Origin of the sequence: Vreelandella subterranea (genome assembly GCF_900111305.1) — a bacterium.
In the GTDB taxonomy this organism is placed as follows: Bacteria; Pseudomonadota; Gammaproteobacteria; order Pseudomonadales; family Halomonadaceae; genus Vreelandella; species Vreelandella subterranea.
This window is the reverse complement of sequence record NZ_FOGS01000002.1, coordinates 416,081-438,775: the sequence shown is the minus strand read 5'-3', so window position 1 is coordinate 438,775 and position 22,695 is coordinate 416,081. Positions and strand designations below refer to the sequence as shown.

The 22,695-nt window shown below is 59.9% G+C and carries 21 protein-coding genes; 14 read left to right on the top strand and 7 right to left on the bottom strand.

The genetic code is table 11. The features are described from left to right. Window positions 1–45: 45 nt before the first annotated feature. The gene (locus BMX75_RS04980) at window positions 46–4,869 is read left to right on the top strand and encodes an NAD-glutamate dehydrogenase (RefSeq protein ID WP_092825757.1); all 4,824 of its coding nucleotides are present in this window, start codon (window positions 46–48) and stop codon (window positions 4,867–4,869) included. Window positions 4,870–4,969: 100 nt separating this feature from the next. Next, on the top strand, window positions 4,970–5,983 hold the full coding sequence (locus tag BMX75_RS04975; protein ID WP_092825755.1) for a quinone-dependent dihydroorotate dehydrogenase: 1,014 nt from the start codon (window positions 4,970–4,972) through the stop codon (window positions 5,981–5,983). A gap of 71 nt (window positions 5,984–6,054) precedes the next feature. Here the strand turns inward: BMX75_RS04975 and rmf are convergent, their stop codons facing one another. After that, window positions 6,055–6,264, bottom strand: a complete 210-nt coding sequence (gene rmf, locus BMX75_RS04970; protein WP_066317995.1) for a ribosome modulation factor — start codon at window positions 6,262–6,264, stop codon at window positions 6,055–6,057. A gap of 349 nt (window positions 6,265–6,613) precedes the next feature. On the opposite strand from rmf, the gene rlmKL reads away from it, so the two are divergent. Both rlmKL and BMX75_RS04960 read left to right on the top strand, forming a co-directional pair. Beyond that, a complete protein-coding gene (rlmKL, locus tag BMX75_RS04965) occupies window positions 6,614–8,806 on the top strand; it encodes a bifunctional 23S rRNA (guanine(2069)-N(7))-methyltransferase RlmK/23S rRNA (guanine(2445)-N(2))-methyltransferase RlmL (RefSeq protein ID WP_092825753.1) in 2,193 nt (730 codons plus the stop codon). A 19-nt stretch (window positions 8,807–8,825) separates the two neighbouring features. Then, window positions 8,826–9,161, top strand: coding sequence for a glutaredoxin family protein (locus BMX75_RS04960; RefSeq protein ID WP_092825751.1), 336 nt, complete (start codon window positions 8,826–8,828; stop codon window positions 9,159–9,161). A 21-nt stretch (window positions 9,162–9,182) separates the two neighbouring features. Here the strand turns inward: BMX75_RS04960 and BMX75_RS04955 are convergent, their stop codons facing one another. Further along, window positions 9,183–9,464, bottom strand: coding sequence for a hypothetical protein (locus BMX75_RS04955; protein ID WP_066317989.1), 282 nt, complete (start codon window positions 9,462–9,464; stop codon window positions 9,183–9,185). 95 nt (window positions 9,465–9,559) lie between these two features. Here BMX75_RS04955 and pdxB point away from each other — a divergent pair, with 95 nt between their 5' ends. The 3 genes from pdxB to BMX75_RS04940 all read left to right on the top strand — a co-directional run bounded on the left by pdxB (window position 9,560) and on the right by BMX75_RS04940 (window position 11,424). Beyond that, window positions 9,560–10,705 carry a 4-phosphoerythronate dehydrogenase PdxB gene (pdxB, locus tag BMX75_RS04950; RefSeq protein WP_092825749.1) on the top strand — a complete coding sequence of 382 codons (1,146 nt, stop codon included), beginning with the start codon at window positions 9,560–9,562 and terminating at the stop codon, window positions 10,703–10,705. 106 nt (window positions 10,706–10,811) lie between these two features. Continuing rightward, window positions 10,812–11,009: a hypothetical protein gene (locus BMX75_RS18035; protein WP_092825747.1), complete on the top strand. Its 198-nt coding sequence runs from the start codon at window positions 10,812–10,814 to the stop codon at window positions 11,007–11,009. Continuing rightward, window positions 10,978–11,424: a DUF2335 domain-containing protein gene (locus BMX75_RS04940; RefSeq protein WP_092825745.1), complete on the top strand. Its 447-nt coding sequence runs from the start codon at window positions 10,978–10,980 to the stop codon at window positions 11,422–11,424. Before BMX75_RS18035 ends, BMX75_RS04940 begins: the two co-directional genes overlap by 32 nt. A 118-nt stretch (window positions 11,425–11,542) precedes the next feature. Here BMX75_RS04940 and htpX read toward each other — a convergent pair whose 3' ends face one another. From htpX to ylqF, 3 genes are all read right to left on the bottom strand, one after another. Beyond that, entirely contained in the window at window positions 11,543–12,448 is a 906-nt protein-coding gene (gene htpX, locus BMX75_RS04935; RefSeq protein WP_092825743.1) for a protease HtpX, read from the bottom strand. Between the two features lie 144 nt (window positions 12,449–12,592). Beyond that, the gene (locus BMX75_RS04930; protein WP_066317978.1) at window positions 12,593–13,840 is read right to left on the bottom strand and encodes a pyridoxal phosphate-dependent aminotransferase; all 1,248 of its coding nucleotides are present in this window, start codon (window positions 13,838–13,840) and stop codon (window positions 12,593–12,595) included. Between the two features lie 57 nt (window positions 13,841–13,897). Further along, on the bottom strand, window positions 13,898–14,851 hold the full coding sequence (gene ylqF / locus BMX75_RS04925) for a ribosome biogenesis GTPase YlqF (protein ID WP_092825741.1): 954 nt from the start codon (window positions 14,849–14,851) through the stop codon (window positions 13,898–13,900). 280 nt (window positions 14,852–15,131) lie between these two features. Between ylqF and BMX75_RS04920 the strand changes: the two genes are divergently transcribed. Continuing rightward, window positions 15,132–15,524, top strand: a complete 393-nt coding sequence (locus BMX75_RS04920) for a YeeE/YedE family protein (protein WP_422822057.1) — start codon at window positions 15,132–15,134, stop codon at window positions 15,522–15,524. Then, the gene (locus tag BMX75_RS04915) at window positions 15,521–15,940 is read left to right on the top strand and encodes a DUF6691 family protein (RefSeq protein WP_092825737.1); all 420 of its coding nucleotides are present in this window, start codon (window positions 15,521–15,523) and stop codon (window positions 15,938–15,940) included. The genes BMX75_RS04920 and BMX75_RS04915 overlap by 4 nt, the downstream gene beginning before the upstream one ends. 12 nt (window positions 15,941–15,952) lie before the next feature. Here BMX75_RS04915 and dsbG read toward each other — a convergent pair whose 3' ends face one another. After that, entirely contained in the window at window positions 15,953–16,696 is a 744-nt protein-coding gene (dsbG, locus tag BMX75_RS04910; protein WP_092825980.1) for a thiol:disulfide interchange protein DsbG, read from the bottom strand. Window positions 16,697–16,855: 159 nt separating this feature from the next. Next, window positions 16,856–18,619, bottom strand: a complete 1,764-nt coding sequence (locus BMX75_RS04905) for a sugar phosphorylase (protein ID WP_092825735.1) — start codon at window positions 18,617–18,619, stop codon at window positions 16,856–16,858. 144 nt (window positions 18,620–18,763) lie between these two features. Between BMX75_RS04905 and nrdR the strand changes: the two genes are divergently transcribed. The 5 genes from nrdR to nusB are packed head-to-tail and all read left to right on the top strand — an operon-like array spanning window position 18,764 to window position 22,642. Continuing rightward, on the top strand, window positions 18,764–19,240 hold the full coding sequence (gene nrdR, locus BMX75_RS04900; RefSeq protein ID WP_066317975.1) for a transcriptional regulator NrdR: 477 nt from the start codon (window positions 18,764–18,766) through the stop codon (window positions 19,238–19,240). Further along, window positions 19,237–20,421 (top strand): bifunctional diaminohydroxyphosphoribosylaminopyrimidine deaminase/5-amino-6-(5-phosphoribosylamino)uracil reductase RibD, encoded by a 1,185-nt coding sequence (gene ribD / locus BMX75_RS04895; protein WP_281244504.1) that lies wholly within the window; start codon window positions 19,237–19,239, stop codon window positions 20,419–20,421. Before nrdR ends, ribD begins: the two co-directional genes overlap by 4 nt. A gap of 44 nt (window positions 20,422–20,465) precedes the next feature. Continuing rightward, a complete protein-coding gene (ribBA, locus tag BMX75_RS04890; protein WP_092825733.1) occupies window positions 20,466–21,641 on the top strand; it encodes a bifunctional 3,4-dihydroxy-2-butanone-4-phosphate synthase/GTP cyclohydrolase II in 1,176 nt (391 codons plus the stop codon). Between the two features lie 13 nt (window positions 21,642–21,654). Then, window positions 21,655–22,146, top strand: coding sequence for a 6,7-dimethyl-8-ribityllumazine synthase (gene ribH / locus BMX75_RS04885; protein WP_066317967.1), 492 nt, complete (start codon window positions 21,655–21,657; stop codon window positions 22,144–22,146). After that, entirely contained in the window at window positions 22,139–22,642 is a 504-nt protein-coding gene (nusB, locus tag BMX75_RS04880) for a transcription antitermination factor NusB (RefSeq protein WP_066317961.1), read from the top strand. The genes ribH and nusB overlap by 8 nt, the downstream gene beginning before the upstream one ends. Window positions 22,643–22,695 lie beyond the last annotated feature (53 nt).

The window sequence follows — 22,695 nt, the reverse complement described above, 5'->3', positions numbered from 1 at the left end:
TTCGTTTTTTTGGCCAGGTGATGGCCCCGGCAGTAGAGGTGATGGATGCATTACGTTGCGATTGAAGAAAGTCGGCAAGATTTGTTGAAGCAGCTACAGGAACGTCTGCACGATCGCTTGGAGCCGACCCGCGCCGAGGCCATTGATGCCTTCGCGCGGCACTTCTACGCGACGGTGCCCGTTGAAGACCTGATTGACCGCCGCCTGGATGACCTTTACGGGGCGACGCTGTCGATTTGGCAATTCCTGCAGCACCACGACCCTCAAAGCCCCAAAGTGCGTGTGTTCAACCCCGATTTCGAAGAGCATGGCTGGCAGTCGACCCATACCTTCGTGGCGGTGCTTCACGAGGATATGCCGTTTCTGGTCGATTCGGTGCGGATCGAGCTCAACCGTCGCGGTTTAACGGTGCATGCCATTCAGAATGCGGTGTTGGCGGTTAGCCGCGATGCCCAGCACCAGTTGCAAACGCTCGGTTCCCCCCGCGATGCCAACCCACCCGAGGCCCGTGAATCCCTGGTGGTGATCGAAGTCGATCGCCACACCGATGCTGAATTGCTGAGCACAATCGAGCACAACCTTCACGAGGTCCTGCGCGATGTGCGAACCGCCGTGGGTGATTTTGATGCCATGTGCGAGCAAATTCGCAGTTCGATTCAGGAGATCGAGAAAAACTGCCCGCCGCAAATCGACCCTGACGACCACGAAGAGGCGATTGCCTTTCTGGAATGGCTGCTCAAGGATAACTTCACCTTCCTTGGCTACGACGAATACCTGCTTGAAGATGGTGAGCTGACCCGCGACCCGGACAGTGTGCTGGGTGTCTTCCGTCTGGATCAGCCGCGCTACTGCGAGCGCATCCGTACCGAAGAGGGTATTGGTGACGACGATAACTATGTGCTGGTGCCGCAGTTGCTGTCGTTTGCCAAGAGCGCCCATCATTCCCGGGTCCATCGTCCCACCTATCCCGATTACATTACCGTCGACCGCTACGATGACGACGGCAACGTCATTGGCGAGCGGCGCTTCTTCGGCCTGTTCACGGCCACGGTGTATAACGAGTCGCCGCGCAATATTCCCCTGCTGCGCCGCAAGCTCAAGGCGGTGATGGATATCGCCGGGTTCAACCCCCAGGGGCATAACGGCAAGCAGTTGCTCCAGGTACTGGAAGTGTATCCGCGCGATGACCTCTTCCAGATGAACACCGAGGCGCTGGCCAGCACGGCGCTGGGTATTCTGGATATTCGCGAACGCCGTCAGGTGCGGCTGTTCATTCGTGCCGATGTCAGCGGCAAGTTTTATTCGTGCCTGGTTTTCGTGCCGCGGGACGTGTTTTCCACTGACTTGCGTCAACGCATTCAACACCTGCTCTGCGAGGAGCTGGACGCCCGCTTCGGGGACTTCAATACCTACCTGTCGGAGTCGGTACTGGCGCGTATCCAGCTGATCTTGCGCTTCAACGGCGATGAACCCAGCCAATACGATCTGAAACGCCTGGAAAATAAAGTTGCGCGCCTGGCGCGCAGCTGGCGCGATGATTTGCAGGCAGCGATGATCGAAGGGTTCGGCGAAGAGCAGGCCAACAACCTCATGGAGCAATTCCAGGAGGCGTTTTCTGCCAGCTACCGCGAAGACTTTACCGCTCGTACGGCAGTCTTCGACGTCCAGCACCTGCTGACCCTGGATAGCGAAAACGACCTGGCGCTGTCACTCTACCGGCCGCTGGAAGAACAGGGCGGTGGCGTGAACCTCAAGCTGTTCCATCGGGCGTCGCAGATCCCGCTTTCGGATGTACTGCCGATGATGGAAAACCTTGGCCTGCGGGTCATTGGCGAGCGTCCCTACGATATCAACAGCCCTCAGCAGCGCTACTGGATCCATGATTTTGAGCTGGAGCACAGCGGCGCCGAGATGAGCCTGTCGGAAATGCGCGACACGTTCAGCGAAGCGTTCAAGCGCATCTGGGTGGGTGAAGCCGATAACGACGCTTTCAACCGCTTGATCATCGGTGCAGGCCTGGACTGGCGGGAAGTGGCCATGCTGCGGGGCTATGCCCGCTACCTGAAGCAGATTCGTTTTGGCATGTCCCAGGATTATATCGCCACCACCCTGGCTAACTACCCGGTGATTACCCAGGCGCTGGTCGAGCTTTTCCAGCAGCGTTTCGACCCCGGCCTGGACGACCACGACACCAGCGACTGCGTAGCGCGCATCAATGAGCACCTTGAAGCGGTGGCCAGTCTTAACGACGATCAACTGCTGCGCCGTTTCATGGAGCTTATCCAGGCGACGTTGCGGACCAATTATTATCAGCAAGCCGAGAATGGCCGCGCCAAGGACTACATCGCCTACAAGCTTGAGCCTTCCAAGGTCACCGGGATGCCCAAGCCGCGCCCGATGTTCGAGATTTTCGTTTGCTCGCCCCGGGTCGAAGGCGTGCACCTGCGCGGCGGCAAGGTGGCCCGGGGTGGACTGCGCTGGTCCGACCGTCACGAAGATTTCCGCACGGAAGTGCTGGGGCTTGTGAAAGCACAGCAGGTCAAAAACGCCGTGATCGTGCCGGTGGGCGCGAAAGGCGGCTTCGTCTGCAAGCGCATGCCGGAGAATGCCGACCGCGAGACCCAGCAGAAAGAAGGCATTGCCTGCTATCAGCTGTTTATCCGGGCGTTGCTGGATGTCACCGATAACCTTGTGATGGGCGATGTCGTGCCGCCACAGCAGGTGGTACGCCACGACGAAGATGATGCCTATCTGGTGGTTGCCGCCGACAAGGGCACCGCGACCTTCTCGGATATTGCCAACGAAATCTCGCTGGAATACGGTCACTGGCTCGGGGATGCCTTCGCGTCCGGGGGGGCCAACGGCTATGACCACAAGAAGATGGGGATCACCGCCCGCGGGGCCTGGGAGTCGGTCAAGCGTCACTTTAAGAACCTGGATATCGATACCCAGCGTGATGAGTTCAGTGTGATCGGCATCGGTGACATGGCAGGCGATGTGTTTGGCAACGGCATGCTGTTGTCCGAGACGATCAAATTGGTGGGGGCTTTCAACCACCTGCATATCTTTGTCGATCCTACACCAGACCCGGCCGCTACCTTTGCCGAACGCCAGCGCTTGTTCAAACTGCCGCGTTCCAGCTGGGAGGATTACGATCAGACATTGATCTCCCAGGGCGGCGGTATTTTCAGCCGCAGCGCGAAATCGATCGTCATTACCCCTGAAATGCAGGCGGTGTTTGGCATTGAAGAGACGCGGCTGTCTCCCAACGAATTGATCCGCGCCATGCTGGTCGCCAAGGTCGACTTGATCTGGAATGGCGGGATCGGTACCTACGTGAAAGGCTCGGAAGAAACCGACGCGGAGGTGGGTGATAAAGCCAACGATTCACTGCGCATCAACGGCAACGACCTCAACTGCCGTGTGGTCGGCGAGGGTGGTAACCTGGGTCTGACGCAACTGGGCCGCATGGAAGCCGCCGCCAAAGGCGTGCGGGTATATACGGACTTTATCGACAATGCCGGGGGCGTTAACTGCTCCGACCATGAAGTGAATATCAAGATACTGGTCGATGAAGTGGTCAAACGCGGTGACATGACCGACAAGCAGCGCAACCAGTTGCTGGCCGAGATGACCGATGAAGTCTCTGACCTGGTCATTCTGGATAACTACCGTCAGACCCAGGCGCTGGACCTCTCGGCGATTCTTTCCCAGCAGGGGATGGGGCCTTACCGGCGCTTTATCAGCGAGCTGGAGTCGGCGGGGCAGATTGATCGGGAGCTTGAATTCCTGCCCACCGACGACGTACTGAAAGAGCGTTCAAGTCAGCAGCAGGGAATGCGCCTGCCGGAGCTCTCGGTGTTGATTTCTTATGCCAAGAGCACGCTGAAAGGCGACCTGATCACCTCAGAGGTGCCTGATGACCCCTATATCCACCAACATCTCGAGCGGCTGTTCCCGGCGGTGCTGACCGAGCGCTACCGGACGGAAATGTATGATCACCGTCTGAAACGTGAAATCGTCGCCACCCAGGTGGCCAACGACCTTGTCGATCACATGGGCATTGTGTTCGTGCGGCGACTGATGGATTCGACCGGCGCTGGTCGGGCGGACATCGCGCGGGCTTACGTGGTTGCCCGGGATAGCTTCAACCTGCATTCCCTATGGGCCCAGCTGGAAGCACTGGATAATCAGGTGCCCAACCACGTCCAGTACGCGATGATGCTGGATGTGATGCGCATGGTCCGCCGCGCGACGCGCTGGTTCCTGCGCCAGCACATGGGGCTTTCGACCCAGGATACCATCGAGTACTTCCGGCCGCGCCTGACGCAGCTTCAGGAAGGCATTGGCGAACTGTTGAGCGGTGAGGAGCAGGCGGCATGGCAGCAACGCTATGCAGAGCTGCAGTCGGCGGGCGTGCCGGCCGCGCTGGCCTCGACCGTCGCAGCGGCTCCCAGCCTGTATGCGGGGCTGGGCATTATCCAGGCGGCGCGGGCCACCAACGAGAAACCTCAGCGGGTCGCCGAGGTGTACTACGAGATTGGTAGCTGTCTGGAGCTTCCCTGGATGATTCAGCAGGTTACTCAGCTTGATGTGCGAGATGCCTGGCAGGCCCAGGCGCGGGAAACCTTCCGCGACGACATCGACCGCCAGCAGCTGGCGTTGACCACCAGCGTACTCAAGCTGGAAGTGGGCAGCCGCGATACCCAGGAGCGGGTTGCCCAGTGGCTGGAACAGCATGCGGACCTGCATCGCCGCTGGTGCCGCCTGATCGACGAAGTGCGCGGCGGTAGCGAAGGCGGTTTTGCGCTGTTTGCGGTGGCTATCCGTGAACTGGTTGACCTGGCGGAAAGTGATAGCGAAAGCTAGTTCTGACGCTTTCACGGATGTATCAAGCGCGCCCACTCGGGCGCGCTTTTTAGGTTATACTGGCGCCCGATTTTTGCCTTCCTGCTTCAAGAGACTCGCCATGTACACCCTTGCCCGCTCGCTGTTATTCCGTATCGACCCTGAAGCTTCCCACGGCATGGCGCTTCGGGCTCTGGACGCGTTGCATCGGGTTGGCGGTGTTAAGCGCATGGTGGGCAAACCCGTTGATGACCCGGTCGAGCTGATGGGGCTGCGCTTTCCCAACCGGGTGGGGCTGGCGGCAGGCTTGGACAAGGATGCCGATCATCTCGACGCCCTGGGTGAGCTTGGCTTCGGGTTTATTGAGGTGGGCACCGTCACGCCAGTGGCCCAGCCGGGTAATCCGAAGCCACGCCTGTTTCGTCTTGCTGGACACGAGGCCATCATTAACCGTTTCGGGTTTAATAACCAGGGTGTGGCACATCTGGTCGCGCGGGTAAAGCGGCGTCACTATCGCGGTGTCGTGGGCATTAATATCGGCAAAAACCTGACCACGTCGGTTGACGATGCGTTGGGCGATTACCTGGCCTGCCTGGAAGCGGTTCATGGGGTCGCCGATTATGTGACCGTGAATATTTCGTCACCCAATACCCCTGGGCTGCGCACGCTGCAGTTCGGTGCTCAGTTGGATGATCTACTGGGGCCCATCCGGTCTCGCAGCCTGGCACTGGATGAGCAAACCGACCGCCGTGTCCCCTTGCTGGTGAAAATCGCCCCGGATATGACTGATGAAGAAGTGGCGTTAGTGGCGAGCAGCATCGAGCGCAACGCCCTTGACGGAGTGATCGCCACCAATACCACCATCTCACGGGAAGCGGTGGCGGGTGACCCTCAGGCCGACGAAGCGGGGGGACTCTCGGGCAAGCCGGTGTTTGAAGCGTCGAACCGTATCATTCGTCTGCTGCGGGCCCGCTTGCCGGATTTGCCGATTATCGGCGTGGGCGGTATCGACAGCGGCGACTCCGCCAGGGCTAAGTGCGATGCTGGCGCGGATCTGGTGCAACTGTATTCCGGACTGATTTATCGTGGGCCAACGCTTGTCAGCGAGTGTGCCGAGGCGTTAAAGAAGCGCTAAAAAGCCCGCTTGATGGAGCGGGCTTATGGGATATTCAGTAAAACGATGTTTGGTGATTAGGATCGAAAAGGTTAGGTCATTACCGTGGGGTTTTTATGGATGCCGGAGACACCGGTCATGCCATCCCACTGGTCGCCGCGACCTTCACGCCAACCGCTCATCCAGTATTCGCGTAAATTAACCTCTTGACTGGGGCAATCATCACGGGAGCGACCCGTAACGCCCGCTTTGTAGCCATGTACATAAGCCCGCTGGAAGCGATCACGTTTTTGTCGTTTCATTGGCTAACCTCTTTTTATGAAAGCCTTTGAGGTGAAATGACGGGTTGCAAGATAGCCGACACCGCTCTAAGACCCGCTCCGTCATTCCGAGAGCTAACTTCAAGAGTGAACTGCCATTCCGGCACCGTGGTCTAGCACTCACGTGCTGAACCCACCGGGCGGCTCGCTCGTAGACGCCACAGGTCGTTGAGACGTTCTTCAAGACCCTGGCAGCAACGCATGCGTTTTCAGTAGCTACTCTCTTATTGTTAGACCATGATGGGGTCACTTGTCGACCATCAAATTGTCATAAGACGTACACTCATTTGCAATATATAGGAATATCGCGCGGTTACGCGCAGCCATTACCATGACCGAGTCGAGCCAAATTGCCCCCCTAGAGCTGCTGGCAACGTGCCCCAAGGGTATCGAAAGCCTGCTTGCCGACGAACTGACCGCCTTGGGTGCTTCCCCAGGTAAAACCACCGTGGCAGGCGTGTATTTCGCTGCCGATCTGGCCACGGCCTATCGGGTTTGCCTGTGGTCGCGGCTTGCCAACCGTATCATCCTGATCCTGGCCCGCGAGCCGATGGTCGAAACCGCCGACCAGTTACGCACTGTGGTGGCGGGCATCGACTGGACGCGGCACTTGGCCCCTGGGCGGACGATGGCAGTGGACTTCCACGGCCGCAGCGACCACATTCGCCACACCCGCTTTGGCGCGCAGACGGTCAAGGATGGAGTGGTTGACGCCTTGCAGTTGGCAGGGCAGGCGCGCCCCACCGTGGATACCAAGACGCCGCACCTGCGCTTATACGCCCACCTGCACCGGGCCAATGCGACCCTGGGTATCGACCTGTCCGGGGAAAGCCTGCACCGGCGTGGCTATCGCCGCGATGTGGGCCACGCGCCCTTGAAAGAAAACCTGGCCGCCGCCCTGCTGGTGCGCGCCGGTTGGCCGGAGCGCGCTAAAGCGGGTGAACCGCTGATTGATCCCCTTTGCGGCGCGGGGACGCTGTTGATTGAGGCCGGCCTGATGGCGGCCGACCAGGCGCCCAACCTGCACCGCGAACGTTTCGGATTTCACGGCTGGGCGGGTCATGATGAGGCCGAGTGGCGAGAGCTCAAGCGAGAAGCTGACGCACGTGCGTCGATTGGTCGCAAGCGTTGTAAAACGTTACTGACCGGCTTCGATGAAAGCCCGGCAGCGCTGTCGGCCGCCAAGGCCAACGCCATGCGCGCGGGCATTCCCGCGCTGATTCATCTGCACGGCCAACGCCTTTCACAACTGACGCGGCCTGCCGAGCTGACCGCCGAGCAGGGGCTAATGATTACCAACCCGCCCTACGGCGAACGTTTGGGCGAGCTGCCCGAGCTGGTTCAGCTGTATGCTCAATTGGGTGAAAAAGCCAAGGCGCTGTTTCCGGGCTGGACCCTTGCTGTATTTACCGGCAATCCGGACCTGGGGCATCGGCTTGGGTTGCGCGCCCACAAGCAGTACGCGCTGAAAAACGGTGCCCTGGACGCCAAGCTGTTATTGATGACCATTGAGCACCGGGCCAGTCGCGGGGGAGAGGACGACAGCGAACCCTCGGCGACCGTGCAGGCCGCACCCAAAGGGTCCGAGAACGCGCAGATGTTTGCCAACCGGCTGGCAAAGAACCAGAAGCGCCTGAAAAAGTGGCTCAAGCAAAGCGGCGAAAGCTGCTACCGGCTATACGATGCGGATATGCCCGAGTACGCCCTGGCGGTCGATCGCTACGGCGACCATGTGCACGTCCAGGAGTATGCCGCGCCGCGTTCGGTGGACCCCTCCCAGGCACAAAAGCGCCTCTTCGATGCGCTGGAGGTCATGCCCGACGCACTGGGTGTCGACCCCAGCAGGATCCATGTTAAACGCCGTGAGCGGCAAACCGGCAACGCCCAGTATCAAAAACGCGATGCCAGCGGCGAACGCTTCGAGGTGCGCGAGGGCGATGCCCGGCTATGGGTCAACCTGCGTGATTATCTGGACACCGGACTGTTTCTTGACCACCGGCCCGTGCGGCGCATGCTGGGCGAGATGGCCAGCGGCAAGCGCTTCCTGAACCTGTTCTGCTATACCGCCACCGCCACGGTACAGGCCGCCCTGGGCGGTGCCAGCGACAGCGTGAGCGTGGATATGTCCAATACCTACCTGGAGTGGGCGCGGGATAACTTCACGCTCAACAAGCTCGACCCCAGGCTGCATCGGGTGGTGCGCGACGACTGCTTCCGCTGGCTGGAAACCGCCAACGCCGAGTTCGATCTGATTTTCATGGACCCGCCGACGTTCTCCAATTCCAAGAAAATGCGCGATACGCTGGATGTTCAGCGCGATCATCCGCGCTTGGTGGAATTGGCCATGGCGCGGCTGGCACCGGGCGGCACGCTGGTCTTTTCCAATAACCAGCGGCGCTTCAAGCTGGATGAGTCGCTTGGCGAGCGCTTCGTGGTCGAGGATATGACTGCGCGCAGCTTTGACCCGGATTTTCAGCGGCGCAGCAATGCACACCAGGTGTTTCTGTTACGCCACCGCGGGTAATATTATTTAGGTCTGCAACATGATTCGGCTAACGCTCTACACCACCCAAGGCTGCCACCTTTGCGCTGAACTGGAGGCGCGGGTGGCGGCGTTAACCCGGCAGCCCATTGCGTGGCAACGGGTTGAGGTGGCCGACGATGAAACGCTGCTGGCACGCTACGGCGAGCGCATTCCCGTGTTGGCGGACGACGCAGGAAACGAACTGGAAGGTGGATACGCGCTCGAGTCCCTGTGCGACTGGCTGCGAGCGCGGGGCTGGCTGGATGAAGCGGCTCTCAGCGATTTAATGTCACCCGCCGAGGTCACTGCGCCGAAAGGGGGATATCAGCGCAACGGGCGGCGTTTTCTGGGGTAAGAGGCGTCAAGTTGATCGGTTTTAGACCGTATCCAGCAGCGAAAGCTGGCGCATGGCTTCCTGGCCTTCGGGCGTGTTGTCAGCCACTTCGAGCACCTTGCGAAATCCCCGTGAGGCCTGAATGGTGGTTTCATCTTCCAGCCACATATGGGCCTGGGCCAGGGTGTCGGCCAGTTGGTGTTTCAGGCCGCCAAACTGAGTGCCGATCTGTCCCCAGGCGCGGCTGAAGATCCAGTCACCCAGCATGTCCTGGTGAATATGCACCAGCACGTAGTCATGGTCGGTTTCCCAGCGTACGATCAAAACAGTCTCCTTGGCATTCTCTGTAACGCCTCCTTAAACCTGCCTGCAGCAAAAGCGTTGCGGGCGTATTGTAAAGCCCGGATAAGCAAACGCCTATGAAAGTTGTTATCGACGCCCATATTCCAGCCGCCGACGCCTGCTTTGGAGCCTTCGGCACGCTTGAGCGCGTGCCCGGTCGCGAGATTGGCGCCGCTGAGGTGGCTGATGCCGATGCGTTGATTGTCCGCTCGGTGACCCAGGTGAATCAGGCGTTACTTGCCAATAGCCGCGTGGGCTTTGTCGGTACCTGTACCATTGGCACCGACCACGTCGACCAGACCTTCCTTGAGGAGCAGGGTATCGGCTTTGCCAGCGCCCCGGGCTGCAACGCCGGGGCGGTCGTCGATTACGTGCTAAGCAGCTTGCTGACGCTTGCCGAGCGCGAGGGGTGGGCACTGCGTGAGCGCAGCGTTGGCGTGTTGGGGGTGGGCAATGTGGGCAGCCGACTGCTCTCACGGTTGAAAGCATTGGGCATATCGGTGCTGGCCTGTGATCCACCCAGGGCCGAACAGGAAGGCGCTCATGGCTTTACTGACCTCGATGAACTCATCGCCCGTTGCGATGTGCTGTGTCTGCATACGCCGTTGGTGGCGTCCGGTGCTCATGCCACCCAGCATCTGCTCAACGCACAGCGAATCAACGAGCTGACGCCGGGCAGCGTGCTGCTGAACGCCGGGCGGGGTGACTGCGTGGACGGCCTGGCACTGCGCAGTCGGCTGGCGGGCCAGGGCGATATCACCGCCGTGCTCGATGTATGGGAACAGGAACCTGCCATCGACGCTAATCTGCACGATCTGGCGACTCTGGCGACGCCCCACATCGCGGGCCATAGCCTGGACGGCAAGCTGCGTGGCAGTTGGATGATCCACCAGGCGTTGGCGGCCCATCTGGGTCAGCCGAGCTCGTTGGGGTTTGACGAACTCTGCCCGCCGCCTGCGCTTAAGCGCCTGACGCTCGAGCAGGCGCTGCCGGTGGAGGATGCGCTCAGACTCTGCGCCCGGGCAGTGTATGACGTGCGCCGTGACCACGACACTCTTCATCGCCAGGTGCGCCAGTCGGGGATGGCAAAAGGCTTTGACCATTGCCGCGCCAACTACCCATTGCGCCGCGAGTTTGCCACCCTCGAAGTGCAGTTGAAGGGCGCTGCCAGCGTGCTGATTGAGCCACTCAGCGCGGCGGGGTTTCGGGTAAGTGTTGCGTAGTCAAAAGCAGTGCTTGATAGATAGGCCCTAAACCTTTCTCGCTATTCCCTATCTAAATGATGGCGATATTTGCTATGTTAAAAGAACTCAATCAAGGGGAGTCGCAATGAAATACATAACCTCCTCCCGCATTGCTAGTGTCACCAGCATCTTTCCGCAGAAGCGCAGAGAGATAAAGCCAGTCGGCTTTGTGTCACATGAAAGCGATGAAGCTGCCATGCGCGGCGACTTTATCCAGGTCGGAAAGGATATGCAAAAGGCAATTGAGCAATATGGACGAAACCTCCAGCCCTACCGGCAATGAACCCAATCAAAGCCTGAAATCAGAGCAGGGGATTCATGCACTAGAGGCACAAAGCCTCACATACTCTGGTCCGTTGCCGCCGTCTTCCGAAATGCAGCGGTACGAGGCGATCACGCCGGGGGCGGCTGATCGAATTCTCGTCATGGCTGAGCAACAGCAGCGCCATCGTCACGAACAAGAAAGCAAAGAGAATGACGCCAATTTGCGTATCGCTGAGTCAAACATACGCGCTCAAGATGCCAACATAAGCGAGATCAAGCGTGGTCAATGGATGGCTTACAGCTTGTGCGCAGGATTTATCGTCACCACGCTAGTGCTTGGGCTTAATGGGCAAGAAGTAACAGCCTCTACGTTGGGCCTTGGCGGGATTGTCGCCCTGGCGACTGTTTTTATAAAGGTGCGTAAAAAGCAATAGCAGGCCCTCTGCCTTTAACTTATACCGAAATGACAAAAACCCCAGCGCGCCGTGACGTTGGGGTTTTTGGTTTAATATGCTTTTCTGTGCTGGCTGTTTAGCAGCCTGAGGTCGAGATTTACTGACGATAAGCGGCCTCTTTCAGCGCGCGAATACGGTCATCCAGCGGCGGGTGGCTGGCAAACAGTTTCTCGACCAGCGAGCGCGTCTGGCCTTTGGTAATGGCCATGGCGCGCAGGGTATCGGGCATCTGGTCGGGCATTTCGGTTTCGCCTTTCAGGCGGGCCAGGGCATTGACCATGGCGTTGGTCCCCGCGAGGCGTGCGCCTGCTTCGTCGGCGCGGTATTCGCGAAAGCGGGAGAACCACGCCACGATGGCCGAGGCCGCGATACCGAAGATGATTTCAGCGACCATCACGACAGCGAAATAGCCCATAAAGCCCAGGCCGCCCTCACCATCGCTGCGGCTTTTCAGGAAGCCGTCGATCAGGTGGGCCACGACACGAGCAAAGAACATCACAAAGGTATTCACGACCCCCTGAATCAGGGCCAGGGTGACCATGTCGCCGTTGGCCACGTGACCGATCTCGTGGGCCAGCACGGCACGGACTTCATCCGGACGCATGCGGTTTAAAAGTCCGGCGGAAACCGCCACCAGGGCATCGTCTTTGTTCCAGCCCGTCGCAAAGGCATTGGATTGTTGTGCCGGGAAGATACCCACTTCGGGCGTCTTGATGCCGGCCTCGCGGGCCAGTTCGGCGACGGTGTCGACCAGCCACCTTTCGGTGTCGTTCGACGGGTTTTCAATGATCACCGTGCCGGTACTGCGTTTGGCCATCCACTTTGAGATGAACAGCGAGATCATTGACCCCGCCATGCCGAAGATAAAGCAGAAAATCAGCAAGCCGGTGAAGTTGATGCCCTGGGCGTTGAGGTAGCTTTCCACCCCAAGCAGTCGTAATGTCAGGCTGGCGACCAACAACACCGCTATGTTGGTGCCTAAAAACAGCAAAATGCGCATCATGTGGCGGATTCTCCTTAGGATATAAGCGTCTTAGTGTGGCGACGTTGAGTATAACGATAGACGATGACTGTCGGGCTGTGCTGGTTTGATTAGATACGTTCAGTGTGCCCGGGTTTCAAGTGTTCGACCCAAATATCGTGTCTTTTACTGTCGATAGCGGGCGAGGAAGTTCGCAAAGCGGTCCAGCGCATCGCCCAACTGGTCAGCCCATGGCAGCGTGACAATGCGGACGTGGTCAGGCTCTGGCCAGTTGAACGCTGTGCCCTGCACCAGCAGGATTTTCTCTTGTAACAGCAGATCAAGCACCATCTGCTGGTCGTCCTTGATGTTGAACACCTTGGGATCGAGACGCGGGAACGCATACAGCGCGCCTTTGGGTGTTACGCAGGACACCCCTGGGATGGCATTGAGCTTTTCCACGGTGATATCGCGCTGGGCCAGCAAACGTCCGCCAGGCAGGATGAGATCATTGATCGACTGGTAGCCGCCCAGCGCCGTTTGAATAGCGTGTTGGGCAGGCACGTTGGCGCATAGGCGCATCGAGGCCAGCATGGTCAGTCCCTGAATGAAATCCTGGGCGTGGAGCTTGGCCAGGGTGCCTGAAATGGTCATCCAGCCCGAGCGAAACCCGGCGCAGCGGTAGCTTTTCGAGAGCCCGTTCATGGTGATGACCAGTTGATCGTCATCCGCCAACGCGCCGGTGGCGGTGTGTTCCACACCGTCGTAGAGAATCTTGTCGTAGATCTCATCGGAGAACACCACCAGGTTGTGCTGCTTGGCGATGTCCAGTACCTCGCGAACCACGGCGGGCGGGTAGACCGCTCCGGTGGGGTTGTTGGGGTTGATCAGCACAATCGCGCGGGTGCGGCTGGTGATCTTGGCGCGGATATCGGCCATGTCCGGGGCCCAGTCCGCCTGCTCGTCGCACATGTAATGCACCCCATGGCCACCGGAAAGGTGCGCCGCGGCGGTCCACAGCGGGTAATCAGGGGCGGGGATCAGCAGTTCGTCGCCGTCGTTGAGGAGTGCCTGCATGGCCATGACGATCAACTCGGAAACGCCATTACCAATGTAGATATCCTCGATGCCGACGCCGGGAATCTGTTTGCGTTGGCATTCCTGCATGATCGCCTTGCGCGCCGAGTAGAGCCCCTTGGAGTCGCAGTAACCCTGGGCGGTGGGCAGGTTGCGCATCACGTCCTGAAGAATTTCTTCGGGAGCCTCAAAGCCAAAGGGCGCAGGATTGCCGATATTGAGCTTGAGGATTCGCTGGCCTTCTTCTTCCAGGCGTTTGGCGTGGTCGAGCACCGGGCCGCGAATGTCGTAGCAGACGTTACTCAGCTTGTGGGATTTTTTAAGCGTGGGCGATTCGTGAGGTTGGGGGGTGTCCATGAGCCGTTATTTCCAAAAGTGTCCAGTGGCCGCGCGGCATTGCCGGTCGATGCGTCATTATGCGTCGGAATGGGAGGTGCTGTCTTCGTCCTCGTGCACCGGTGGCGGTGGAATATCGTCGGGGGTTTCCAATGTCAGCCTTCCCAGCTTGCCGTCACGCAGTTCGTGCAGCAAGACTTCAGCGCCCCGATGCAGGTCAACCGCACCGCCGGGGCGTAACCCGCCGCGCTTGCCCGCTATTTCCTTGAGGATGGCCTGGCCGTCAAAGCCTGCGATTGCCAAGAAATCAGGCTTTTGCGGACCGTCAGCGTCGACCTCATGGGTGCTGGATGGCGTATAGGGAGGTAATGCCTTGAGCTTGTAGCGGGCGATCAGCGCATCCGGGTAGCGTCTGGCCAGTTCCGCGCTGGTGATGATCGCCACGTCGGTGTATTCAATCGCGGTATCGCGAATGGCACCGCTTGCCGCCAGTCGATAGGCGCTGGCCTGGTCTTCAATCTTGGGCCATAGCACCCCGGGGGTGTCGACGAGCGCCACGCGGCCGTCGATGCGGACCTTCTGCTGGCGTTTGGTCACCGCTGGCTCGTTGCCGGTTTTGGCGATCTTGCGCTTTGCCAGACCGTTGATCAGGGTCGACTTACCCACGTTGGGAATGCCCATCACCATGACGCGGACATCGCGGTCGGCGCGCACGGCCCCGGCCAGTTCGTGGCAGAGCTTGGGAATTTTTTTCAGCTCACGGGTATGGGTGGTGGTGACTGCCAGCGCGCGCGTGTCGTCCTGGGCGTCAAAAAACGCGACCCACTCGGCGGTGCGTTCCGGGTCGGCCAGGTCCGCACGGGAGAGAATCTTGAGCACCGGCTTGTGGCGAGTCAGCTCGGCAAGCATAGGGTTGGCGCTGGAGTAGGGTAGCCGCGCATCGAGCACTTCGATGACCACGTCGATTTCCGGCAACGCCTCCTGGATCTGGCGGCGGGCCTTGTTCATATGTCCGGGGAACCAGCCGAGCATGGGTTTCTCCTGCAAATTGCTAATGCGGTGCATCTTAACAGAAGGTGTTGAGCAAAAGGGTTGTCGTCAAAGTTAGCTGGCCTTATATGCTATTATGGTATAAATATATAATTGTATTGAAATCAAATAGGCAGCTGACCGTCATAGACGAACAGGGCCATAGACGAACAGGGCCATAGACGAACAGGGCCATAGACGAACAGGAGGTTACGTGGAATTGACATCAAGCCTGCAGGGGTTGATAGGTGGCGTTTTAATTGGCATATCGGCGGTTTGGTTGATGGCAAGCCTGGGGCGAATCGCCGGTATCAGCGGTATTGTCGGTAACTTGATCGCCCAGCGGCCTAAGGGCGATAGCGCCTGGCGGGCGGCGTTTCTAGTCGGCCTGGTCAGCGGGCCATTGCTATTGATGGGGCTTGGCGCCGGATGGGGCAACGTCGTCAATTATCCTGGCGAGGTCATCGGACAGCCGCTGGGCGGCGTACCGCTAATGCTGGTGGCAGGCCTGCTGGTCGGTCTGGGCACCGGTCTGGGTAGCGGCTGTACCAGCGGTCATGGGGTGTGCGGGCTGGCGCGTCTCTCCAAGCGGTCTTTGGCGGCGACGGTCACGTTTTTGGGCACTGCCCTGGTGACCGTCTATGTCGTGCGTCACGTCCTGGGAGGTGGGGCATGAACAAGCAACACCTGACGATGGCGGCGAGCTATGTCGCCGGCCTGTTGTTCAGTCTGGGACTGACGGTCTCGGGCATGACCGATCCGGCCAGGGTCGTGGGGTTCCTGGACGTTGCCGGCAACTGGGATCCGACGCTCATGTTCGTACTCGGCGGGGCGGTCATTACTACCTTTGTTGGCTACCGTTTCGTGCTTAAGCAGCCGACCCCTCTGCTGGCCAAGCGCTTTCAGCTGCCCGGCAAGCAGGGGCTGGATGCCAGGCTGTTGACTGGGGCGGCGTTGTTCGGCGTTGGGTGGGGGCTTTCAGGTTACTGTCCGGGCCCCGCCATCGCGTCGCTGGGCGGTGCTTCGGTACCGTTAGTGGCGATGCTGGCGACCATGGTGCTGGGCTGGGTGATCGCCAGGCGCATCGCCTGACGACGCTATCGCTTAATCAGGCGCCGGGCCGCCCATCATTTCCTCCAGGCGCTCTTCATCCGGCATGCCTTCGACGCGGTCCAGACGGGTGACGCCGTCATCGGTTTGGCGTTTGAAGGCGCTGGTGGGGGTGGCGTAGAGGCCCAGGCCGTCGAACAGCTGATTGTTGCTGTATACCTGTTCTTCGATTTCTCGGGGTTGGGCGCTGGCGCTGATGCGGTCGCCTTGCTTATGGCGGGCAAGAGCAGCGGCGGGGTCGTCGGCAGCGAGTAGCGTGGCCGCTTTGGCGGGGCTGTCGGCGGCCAGAATGCCGACGACGATATGGCGCAGTTGCACCTCGCCTGCTTCAACCCAGGGCCGTGCGGCCTCCCAAAAAGCCTGGCAGTAGGGGCAGTTGGGGTCGGTAAAGGTGTACACCACCCGTGGCGCGTCGCGCTGGCCGTCCTGAATCCAATAGCTGTCTTCGAGGAGCTGCCAGGTTTGTGCTTCGAGCGGTGCCCGCACGTGCTTATCCAGCGCGGCTTCCTCGAGCTGGTTGTCGCCATCCTGGTCGGTCAGCGAGCCGGTGACGGCGTGCTCGCCGTCAGGGGTCAGGTAGATGGTCACTTCCTGGCCCTGACGGCTGGCACCAAAACCGCGCATGCCGCCAGGGGCGTCAAATTCGCCGTGAATCTGCAAACCTTGGTCCGCCAGTGCCTGGATGGGGGCGGGGAGTGAGTCGGCCTGGGCGATTGGCATCATGAGCATACCGAGCATGGTGCCGCCCAGTCCGGCAAGATGGCGTGATACCGTTTGAGGCAGGGAGAACCTGTCGCGCATAATCTTCCTCGGTGGTTGCAGAATCGAGGGGATAGCGTAACGCGCAGTGCCTGAATCGGCATCTTTTTCCGGCTATTCCATGCTATTGATGGATTATCAGGGGCTATGCACCAGCCAGCGCACGGCGTAGGGCGGCAGCGGGTCGCTGGGTTGTCCAGAGGATGGGGTATTCAGGTCCTGCCATGACACCGATGATAATGCGTGCTGGACGTCATCACCGAGCTGATCGAACGACAGTGGCACCTCGGTGACATTGTAAAGCGCCAACAGGCGGCGACCGTCGGCCAGCGGGCCACGTTCGATGGCCAGCAGCGATGGGTCCGAGGCAAGCACGCGTTGGGCAGCGTTGGGGTGAAAACAGGGCTCTTGGCGTCGGTAGCCCAACAATCGGCTCAGCGCATTGAAAACGTCGTGGGTGGGCGTGGCAGTGCTGTCGAGGAGTAAATCGAGTTCACGGCGCTGCCAGCGGCGGCGATTGATCGAGCGCAAGCGACCGCTGCGCTCAACGCCTTCCACGTCGTTGAGGGTACCGGTCAGGGTATGGATATACAGGGCCGGAATGCCCTGCAGGCTGAGCATGATCGCCTGGCTGCACAGGAAGCGCGCAATTTGCCACGGGTCGGGGCCTTTGCGCGTGCCTTGCATGGCTTCAAACCAGGTGATGTTGATTTCGTAGGGCGTGTCGCTGCCGTCGGGGTTACTGCGCATGCTGACAAAGCCGCCGAATCGGTGCATCAGTTCGAGCAGCGCATCGCGTTCGTGATCGGGTAGCAGGCCTTCCAGGGGGCGTACGCCGATACCGTCGTGACTGGCGGTGAAGTTTAGATAGGTGCACTGGTCGGGCAGCGGCGGCAGGCTGGCCAGCCAGGCTTGCAGGGTATGCGTTTCGCCCCGCGTCAGGGTGTGCAGCAGCAGCGGTGGCAAGGTGAATTGGTAGATCATGTGGGCTTCGTCGGGCGGGCCTTCCGCCAGGCGGTCAAGCCCGAAGTAGCTGATGTTTTCGTGGTGCGGTACGTTAGTTTCGGTGATCAGCAGGGTGCCGGGGGCAACGTGGTCGACAATGGCACGCAGCAGCCGAACCACGGTGTGGGTTTCCGGCAGGTGGATACAGTTGGTTCCCAGTCGTTTCCACAAAAAGGCAACGGCATCCAGGCGCACGATACGGGTGCCCTGCTCGAGGTAAAACAGCAGGATGCCGACAAATTCCAGCAGCACATCGGGGTTTTCGAAGTTGAGGTCAAGCTGATCCTCGGAGAACGTCGCCCACAGATAGCGTGTCCCCCGGCGGGTGGATATTGGCACCAGCAGCGGGCTGCTGCGCGGGCGAACCACCGCTGACACATCGGTGTCGGGATCGACTTCGATAAAATAATCGCGCCCCGGCAGGCTGCCGCTCAGGTAATCGACAAACCATAGCGACTCCCGGGACACATGGTTGAGCACCAGGTCCGCCATCAGGTCGTAGTGGCGGGCAAGGGTTTGAATATGTTGCCAGTCACCCAGGTCGGGGTTCACTTCCCTATAGTGGATCACTGAAAAGCCGTCGTCGCTGCTCCACGGGAAAAAGGGCAGTACGTGGACGCCGCTGATACGTTCACCGAGACGCGCCTGCAAAAAGTCGTCAAGCACAGCCAGGGGAGGCGTCTCGTCATCGACGATAGAGTCACCATAGGTGATCAACCACTGGTCTTTCTCGCTCCACGATGGTGCAGGCTGTCCCTGCTGCTCGGTGAAGGCCTGTGGGCCTGCTGCGGCGCGAAAATGCGCCAGGCGTTGGTTGAGGCGGCGCTGAACCTCCGCGGCGCGGGGGCCATAAAGGTGCTCCAGATAAGCGTGAACGGTATCGTCGAAGGTGGTCATGAGGGTGTCCCAGTCAACAGGCTTCTACAAACGGTGCAGCTTGTGTGCCAAAACGTTACAATGATCGGTTAATAGCGCATTAACAGGTCGTATTTTGCTTTCTCGTGCAGCGCCTTTGCACGGGCCGACAACAGGTTGAACGCCATGCATTGCCCTTTTTGTGGTGCTAACGATACTCGCGTGACCGATTCGCGGTTGGTAGCCGACGGTGACCAGGTGCGTCGCCGTCGTCAGTGTGCAAGCTGCCAGGAGCGTTTTACCACCTACGAAACCGCCGAGCTGATCATGCCCCGCGTCATCAAGTCTGACGGTTCACGCGAAAGTTTCAACGAAACCAAGCTGCGTGCTGGCATGCTCCGGGCACTCGAAAAGCGGCCGGTCAGCGCGGAAGATATTGAAGCGTCCGTCGAGCGGATACGCCAGACATTACGCGCACGGGGAGACCGGGAAATTGATGCCCGCGACATTGGTGAGGCGGTCATGCAGGCGTTGAAAACCCTCGATCAGGTGGCTTACATTCGCTTTGCCTCGGTGTATCGCAAATTTCAGGATCTGGATGAATTCCGGGCTGAGATTGATCGCCTGTCCCAGGAGCCTGCCGACGGCAGGCCCTCATCGTGAGTGCCACCTTGTCTAGCGTCGATGATCAGTTCAGTGCCAATGACCATCGTTATATGGCCCGCGCGCTGGTGCTGGCCGCGCACGGTCTGTATACCACCGACCCCAACCCTCGTGTCGGCTGCGTGCTGGTTCGCGACGGCGAGGTGGTGGGCGAGGGCTATCACCGCCATGCGGGTGAGGCGCATGCGGAAATCAACGCCTTGACTGCCGCGGGCGGCAGTGCCCGTGGGGCGACCGCCTATGTCACCTTGGAGCCGTGTTCGCATACGGGGCGCACCGGGCCATGTGCGTTGGCGCTGCAAGAAGCCCGGGTGGCGCGAGTGGTGGTCGCCATGGTCGACCCCAATCCGCAGGTCAGCGGCCGGGGAATTCGCCTGTTGGAAGAAGCGGGGATCGAGGTGTCAGTTGGGTTGCTGGAGGTAGACGCTCGCGCGCTCAACCCGGGCTTTATCGCCCGCATGGCAACCCAACGTCCTTTTGTGCGCATGAAGATGGCGATGAGCCTCGATGGCCGCACCGCCATGGGGTCGGGGGAATCCCAATGGATTACCGGCCCCGAGGCGCGCGCCCAGGTCCAGCGGTTACGCGCTCGTTCCAGTGCGATCCTGAGTGGCGTGGAGTCCGTCATCATGGATGATTCGCGTCTGACGGTTCGCGCCGAGCAGCTTGGTTTGGATAATGCCGCTGATATCGCCAGCCGCCAGCCGTTGCGGGTGATTGTCGACAGCCGGTTGCGGCTGCCGCTGGCAGCCGCCTGTTTACGAGCCCCCGGACGCACCCTGGTCGTTACCACTTCCCGGGAGGCTGAAAAGCACGAGCGACTGATTGACGCAGGGGCAGAGGTACAGGTGTTATCCGCTGATGCCCAGGGCCGGGTGGATCTGTCTGTTCTGCTTGAGTGGCTGGCGGCCAATGAGGATGTCAATGAACTGCTGGTCGAGACCGGCGCCACGCTCGCCGGTGCCATGCTCAGCGCGGGATTGATCGATGAAATGCAGCTGTTTGTTGCGCCGACGCTGCTGGGTGGCGATGCCAGACCCTTGTTTACCCTGTCAGGGCTCACCCAGATGGCTGACCAGCAGCGCCTCACTATTCACGATATGCGGGCCGTTGGACAGGATTGGCGGATTATCGCTTCGCCGGTGGTGACTGGCACGAGCGACGATACCAAGGTACCCTGACGCGCGAAATCGCACCCATTGCGACAATTTTGATTGGAGATTCCATGGCGCACGCTTCCTCTGGGGGATTAGCCCCCATTGCTGAACTTGTCGACGATATTCGCCAGGGCAAAATGGTGATTCTCATGGACGACGAGGATCGCGAAAATGAAGGCGATATCATCATGGCCGCTGAAAAAGTCCAGGCGGAGCATATCAACTTCATGGCGCGTTTTGCCCGTGGCCTGATCTGTTTGCCGATGACACGGGCGCGCTGCGAGCAGCTGAATCTACCGCTGATGGTCCGTGACAACGGTTCGGGGTTTGGCACCAAGTTCACCCTGTCGATCGAAGCGACCGAAGGCGTGACCACCGGGATTTCCGCCGCCGACCGGGCGCGGACCGTCCAGGCCGCTGTCGCCCCGCATGCCAAGCCCACGGATATCGTCCAGCCGGGGCATATCTTTCCGCTGATGGCCGAACCCGGCGGTGTGTTGCGTCGTGCCGGCCATACCGAGGCCGCCTGCGACCTGGCGGCCCTGGCGGGCTGTGATCCGAGCGGTGTAATTTGCGAAGTCATGAACGACGATGGCAGCATGGCGCGCCGTCCCGAGCTTGAAGCATTTGCTGAAGAGCACGGCATCAAGATGGGCACCATTGCCGATTTGATCCACTACCGCATCGTCAATGAGCAGACAGTCGACCCTATTGAAGCCTCGCCGATCATGACCACCCAGGGCGAGATGATGCTGCATGTGTTTCGCGACCGTATCCAGGGCGCGCATCACTTGGCCCTGGTCAACGGCCAGCCAACACCCGCGCAGCCTACGACGGTGCGGGTCCACCTGGCCGACACGTTGCGCGATGTGCTGGGGCTGACCAAAGGCGAACAATGTCGCTGGGATGCCCAGCGAGCGCTTGTCGAAATAGCCGAGGCCCCCGCGGGCGTACTGGTGCTGATTGATGACGGGCGCCCGAATCAAGACCTTAAAGACCAGTTGGATATCTTCCTGGAGCGCGTGCGCCAGCCCCGCACCAGCGATTCTGACGGCGCAGGTAATTACTTAACGATCGGCACCGGCTCGCAAATACTGCGCCATCTTGGTGTGGGTAAAATGCGTCTGCTCAGTTCGCCCTGGAAGTTCTCGGCACTTTCCGGCTTTGACCTGGAAGTCGTCGAGCGGCTGGGGCCGAACGATACGTCCGATGAGTCCACCTCTTCTAGCCGGTATACACTTTAGCAGGTATAAATTGATGCAATCCCTTTCTCAAGTTGAAGGTACCTTTGTCGACGTTGATGGCCGTTATGTCATCGTGGTTGGCCGTTTCAATCACCACGTCGTCGATAGTCTGGTGGAGGGCGCCGTCGACAGCCTGGTTCGCCATGGCGTTGATATGGAGCACATCGACATTGTGCATGTCCCCGGCGCCTGGGAACTGCCGCTGGCCGTCAAGCGTGTCCTCAAGGTGGTGAAACCTGACGCGGTCATCGCCCTGGGGGCGGTGATCCGGGGTGGTACACCGCACTTTGAGTATGTGGCGGGCGGCTGCAATACCGCCCTCAACCAGCTACAGCTCGAGTTCGATACGCCAATCGCCAACGGCGTGCTGACCGTGGAGTCGATCGAGCAGGCTATCGAGCGTGCCGGGACCAAAGCCGGTAACAAAGGGACCGAAGCGGCCATGGCGGCCATGGAAATGGTGTCGCTGTTGCGCGCTATTGCCTCGGGTGATGCTCATGAGTGAACGTCGCGAGCGCAAACCCTCGGCTGCCCAGCAAGGCCGACAGGCGGCGCGTGAGCTGGCGGTGCAGGGGCTGTATCAGTGGCACATGACCGGTAAACCGATCAACACCATTGAAGCCGAGTTCCGCAGCCATCTGCCCGATGCCGACATGGAAGATTATGAGAATTGGGCCAAGGTGATGGAAATTGCCGATAAGGCGCTGTTTCACGAGCTGCTGATCAATACGTCCCGTTTCAAGGCAGAGTTGGACCGTGAGATAGCACCGTTGCTTGACCGTCGTCTGGAAGACCTGGATGCCGTCGAGCTGGCCATCCTTCGCCTGGGGGCCTACGAATTGTCGCGGCGTATGGAAGTGCCTTATCGCGTGGTCATTAACGAAGGCGTTGAGTTGGCCAAGTCGTTTGGTGCCACCGACGGCCATAAATACGTGAACGGTATTCTCGACAAGTTAGCTATTCGCTTGCGGAGTGCTGAAGTCAGTGCGCGTCGTCGCTAACCGGCCCCATGGACCGGGTAACGGCGCGTTCTTGCTGACGCTGCGTTCAAGGG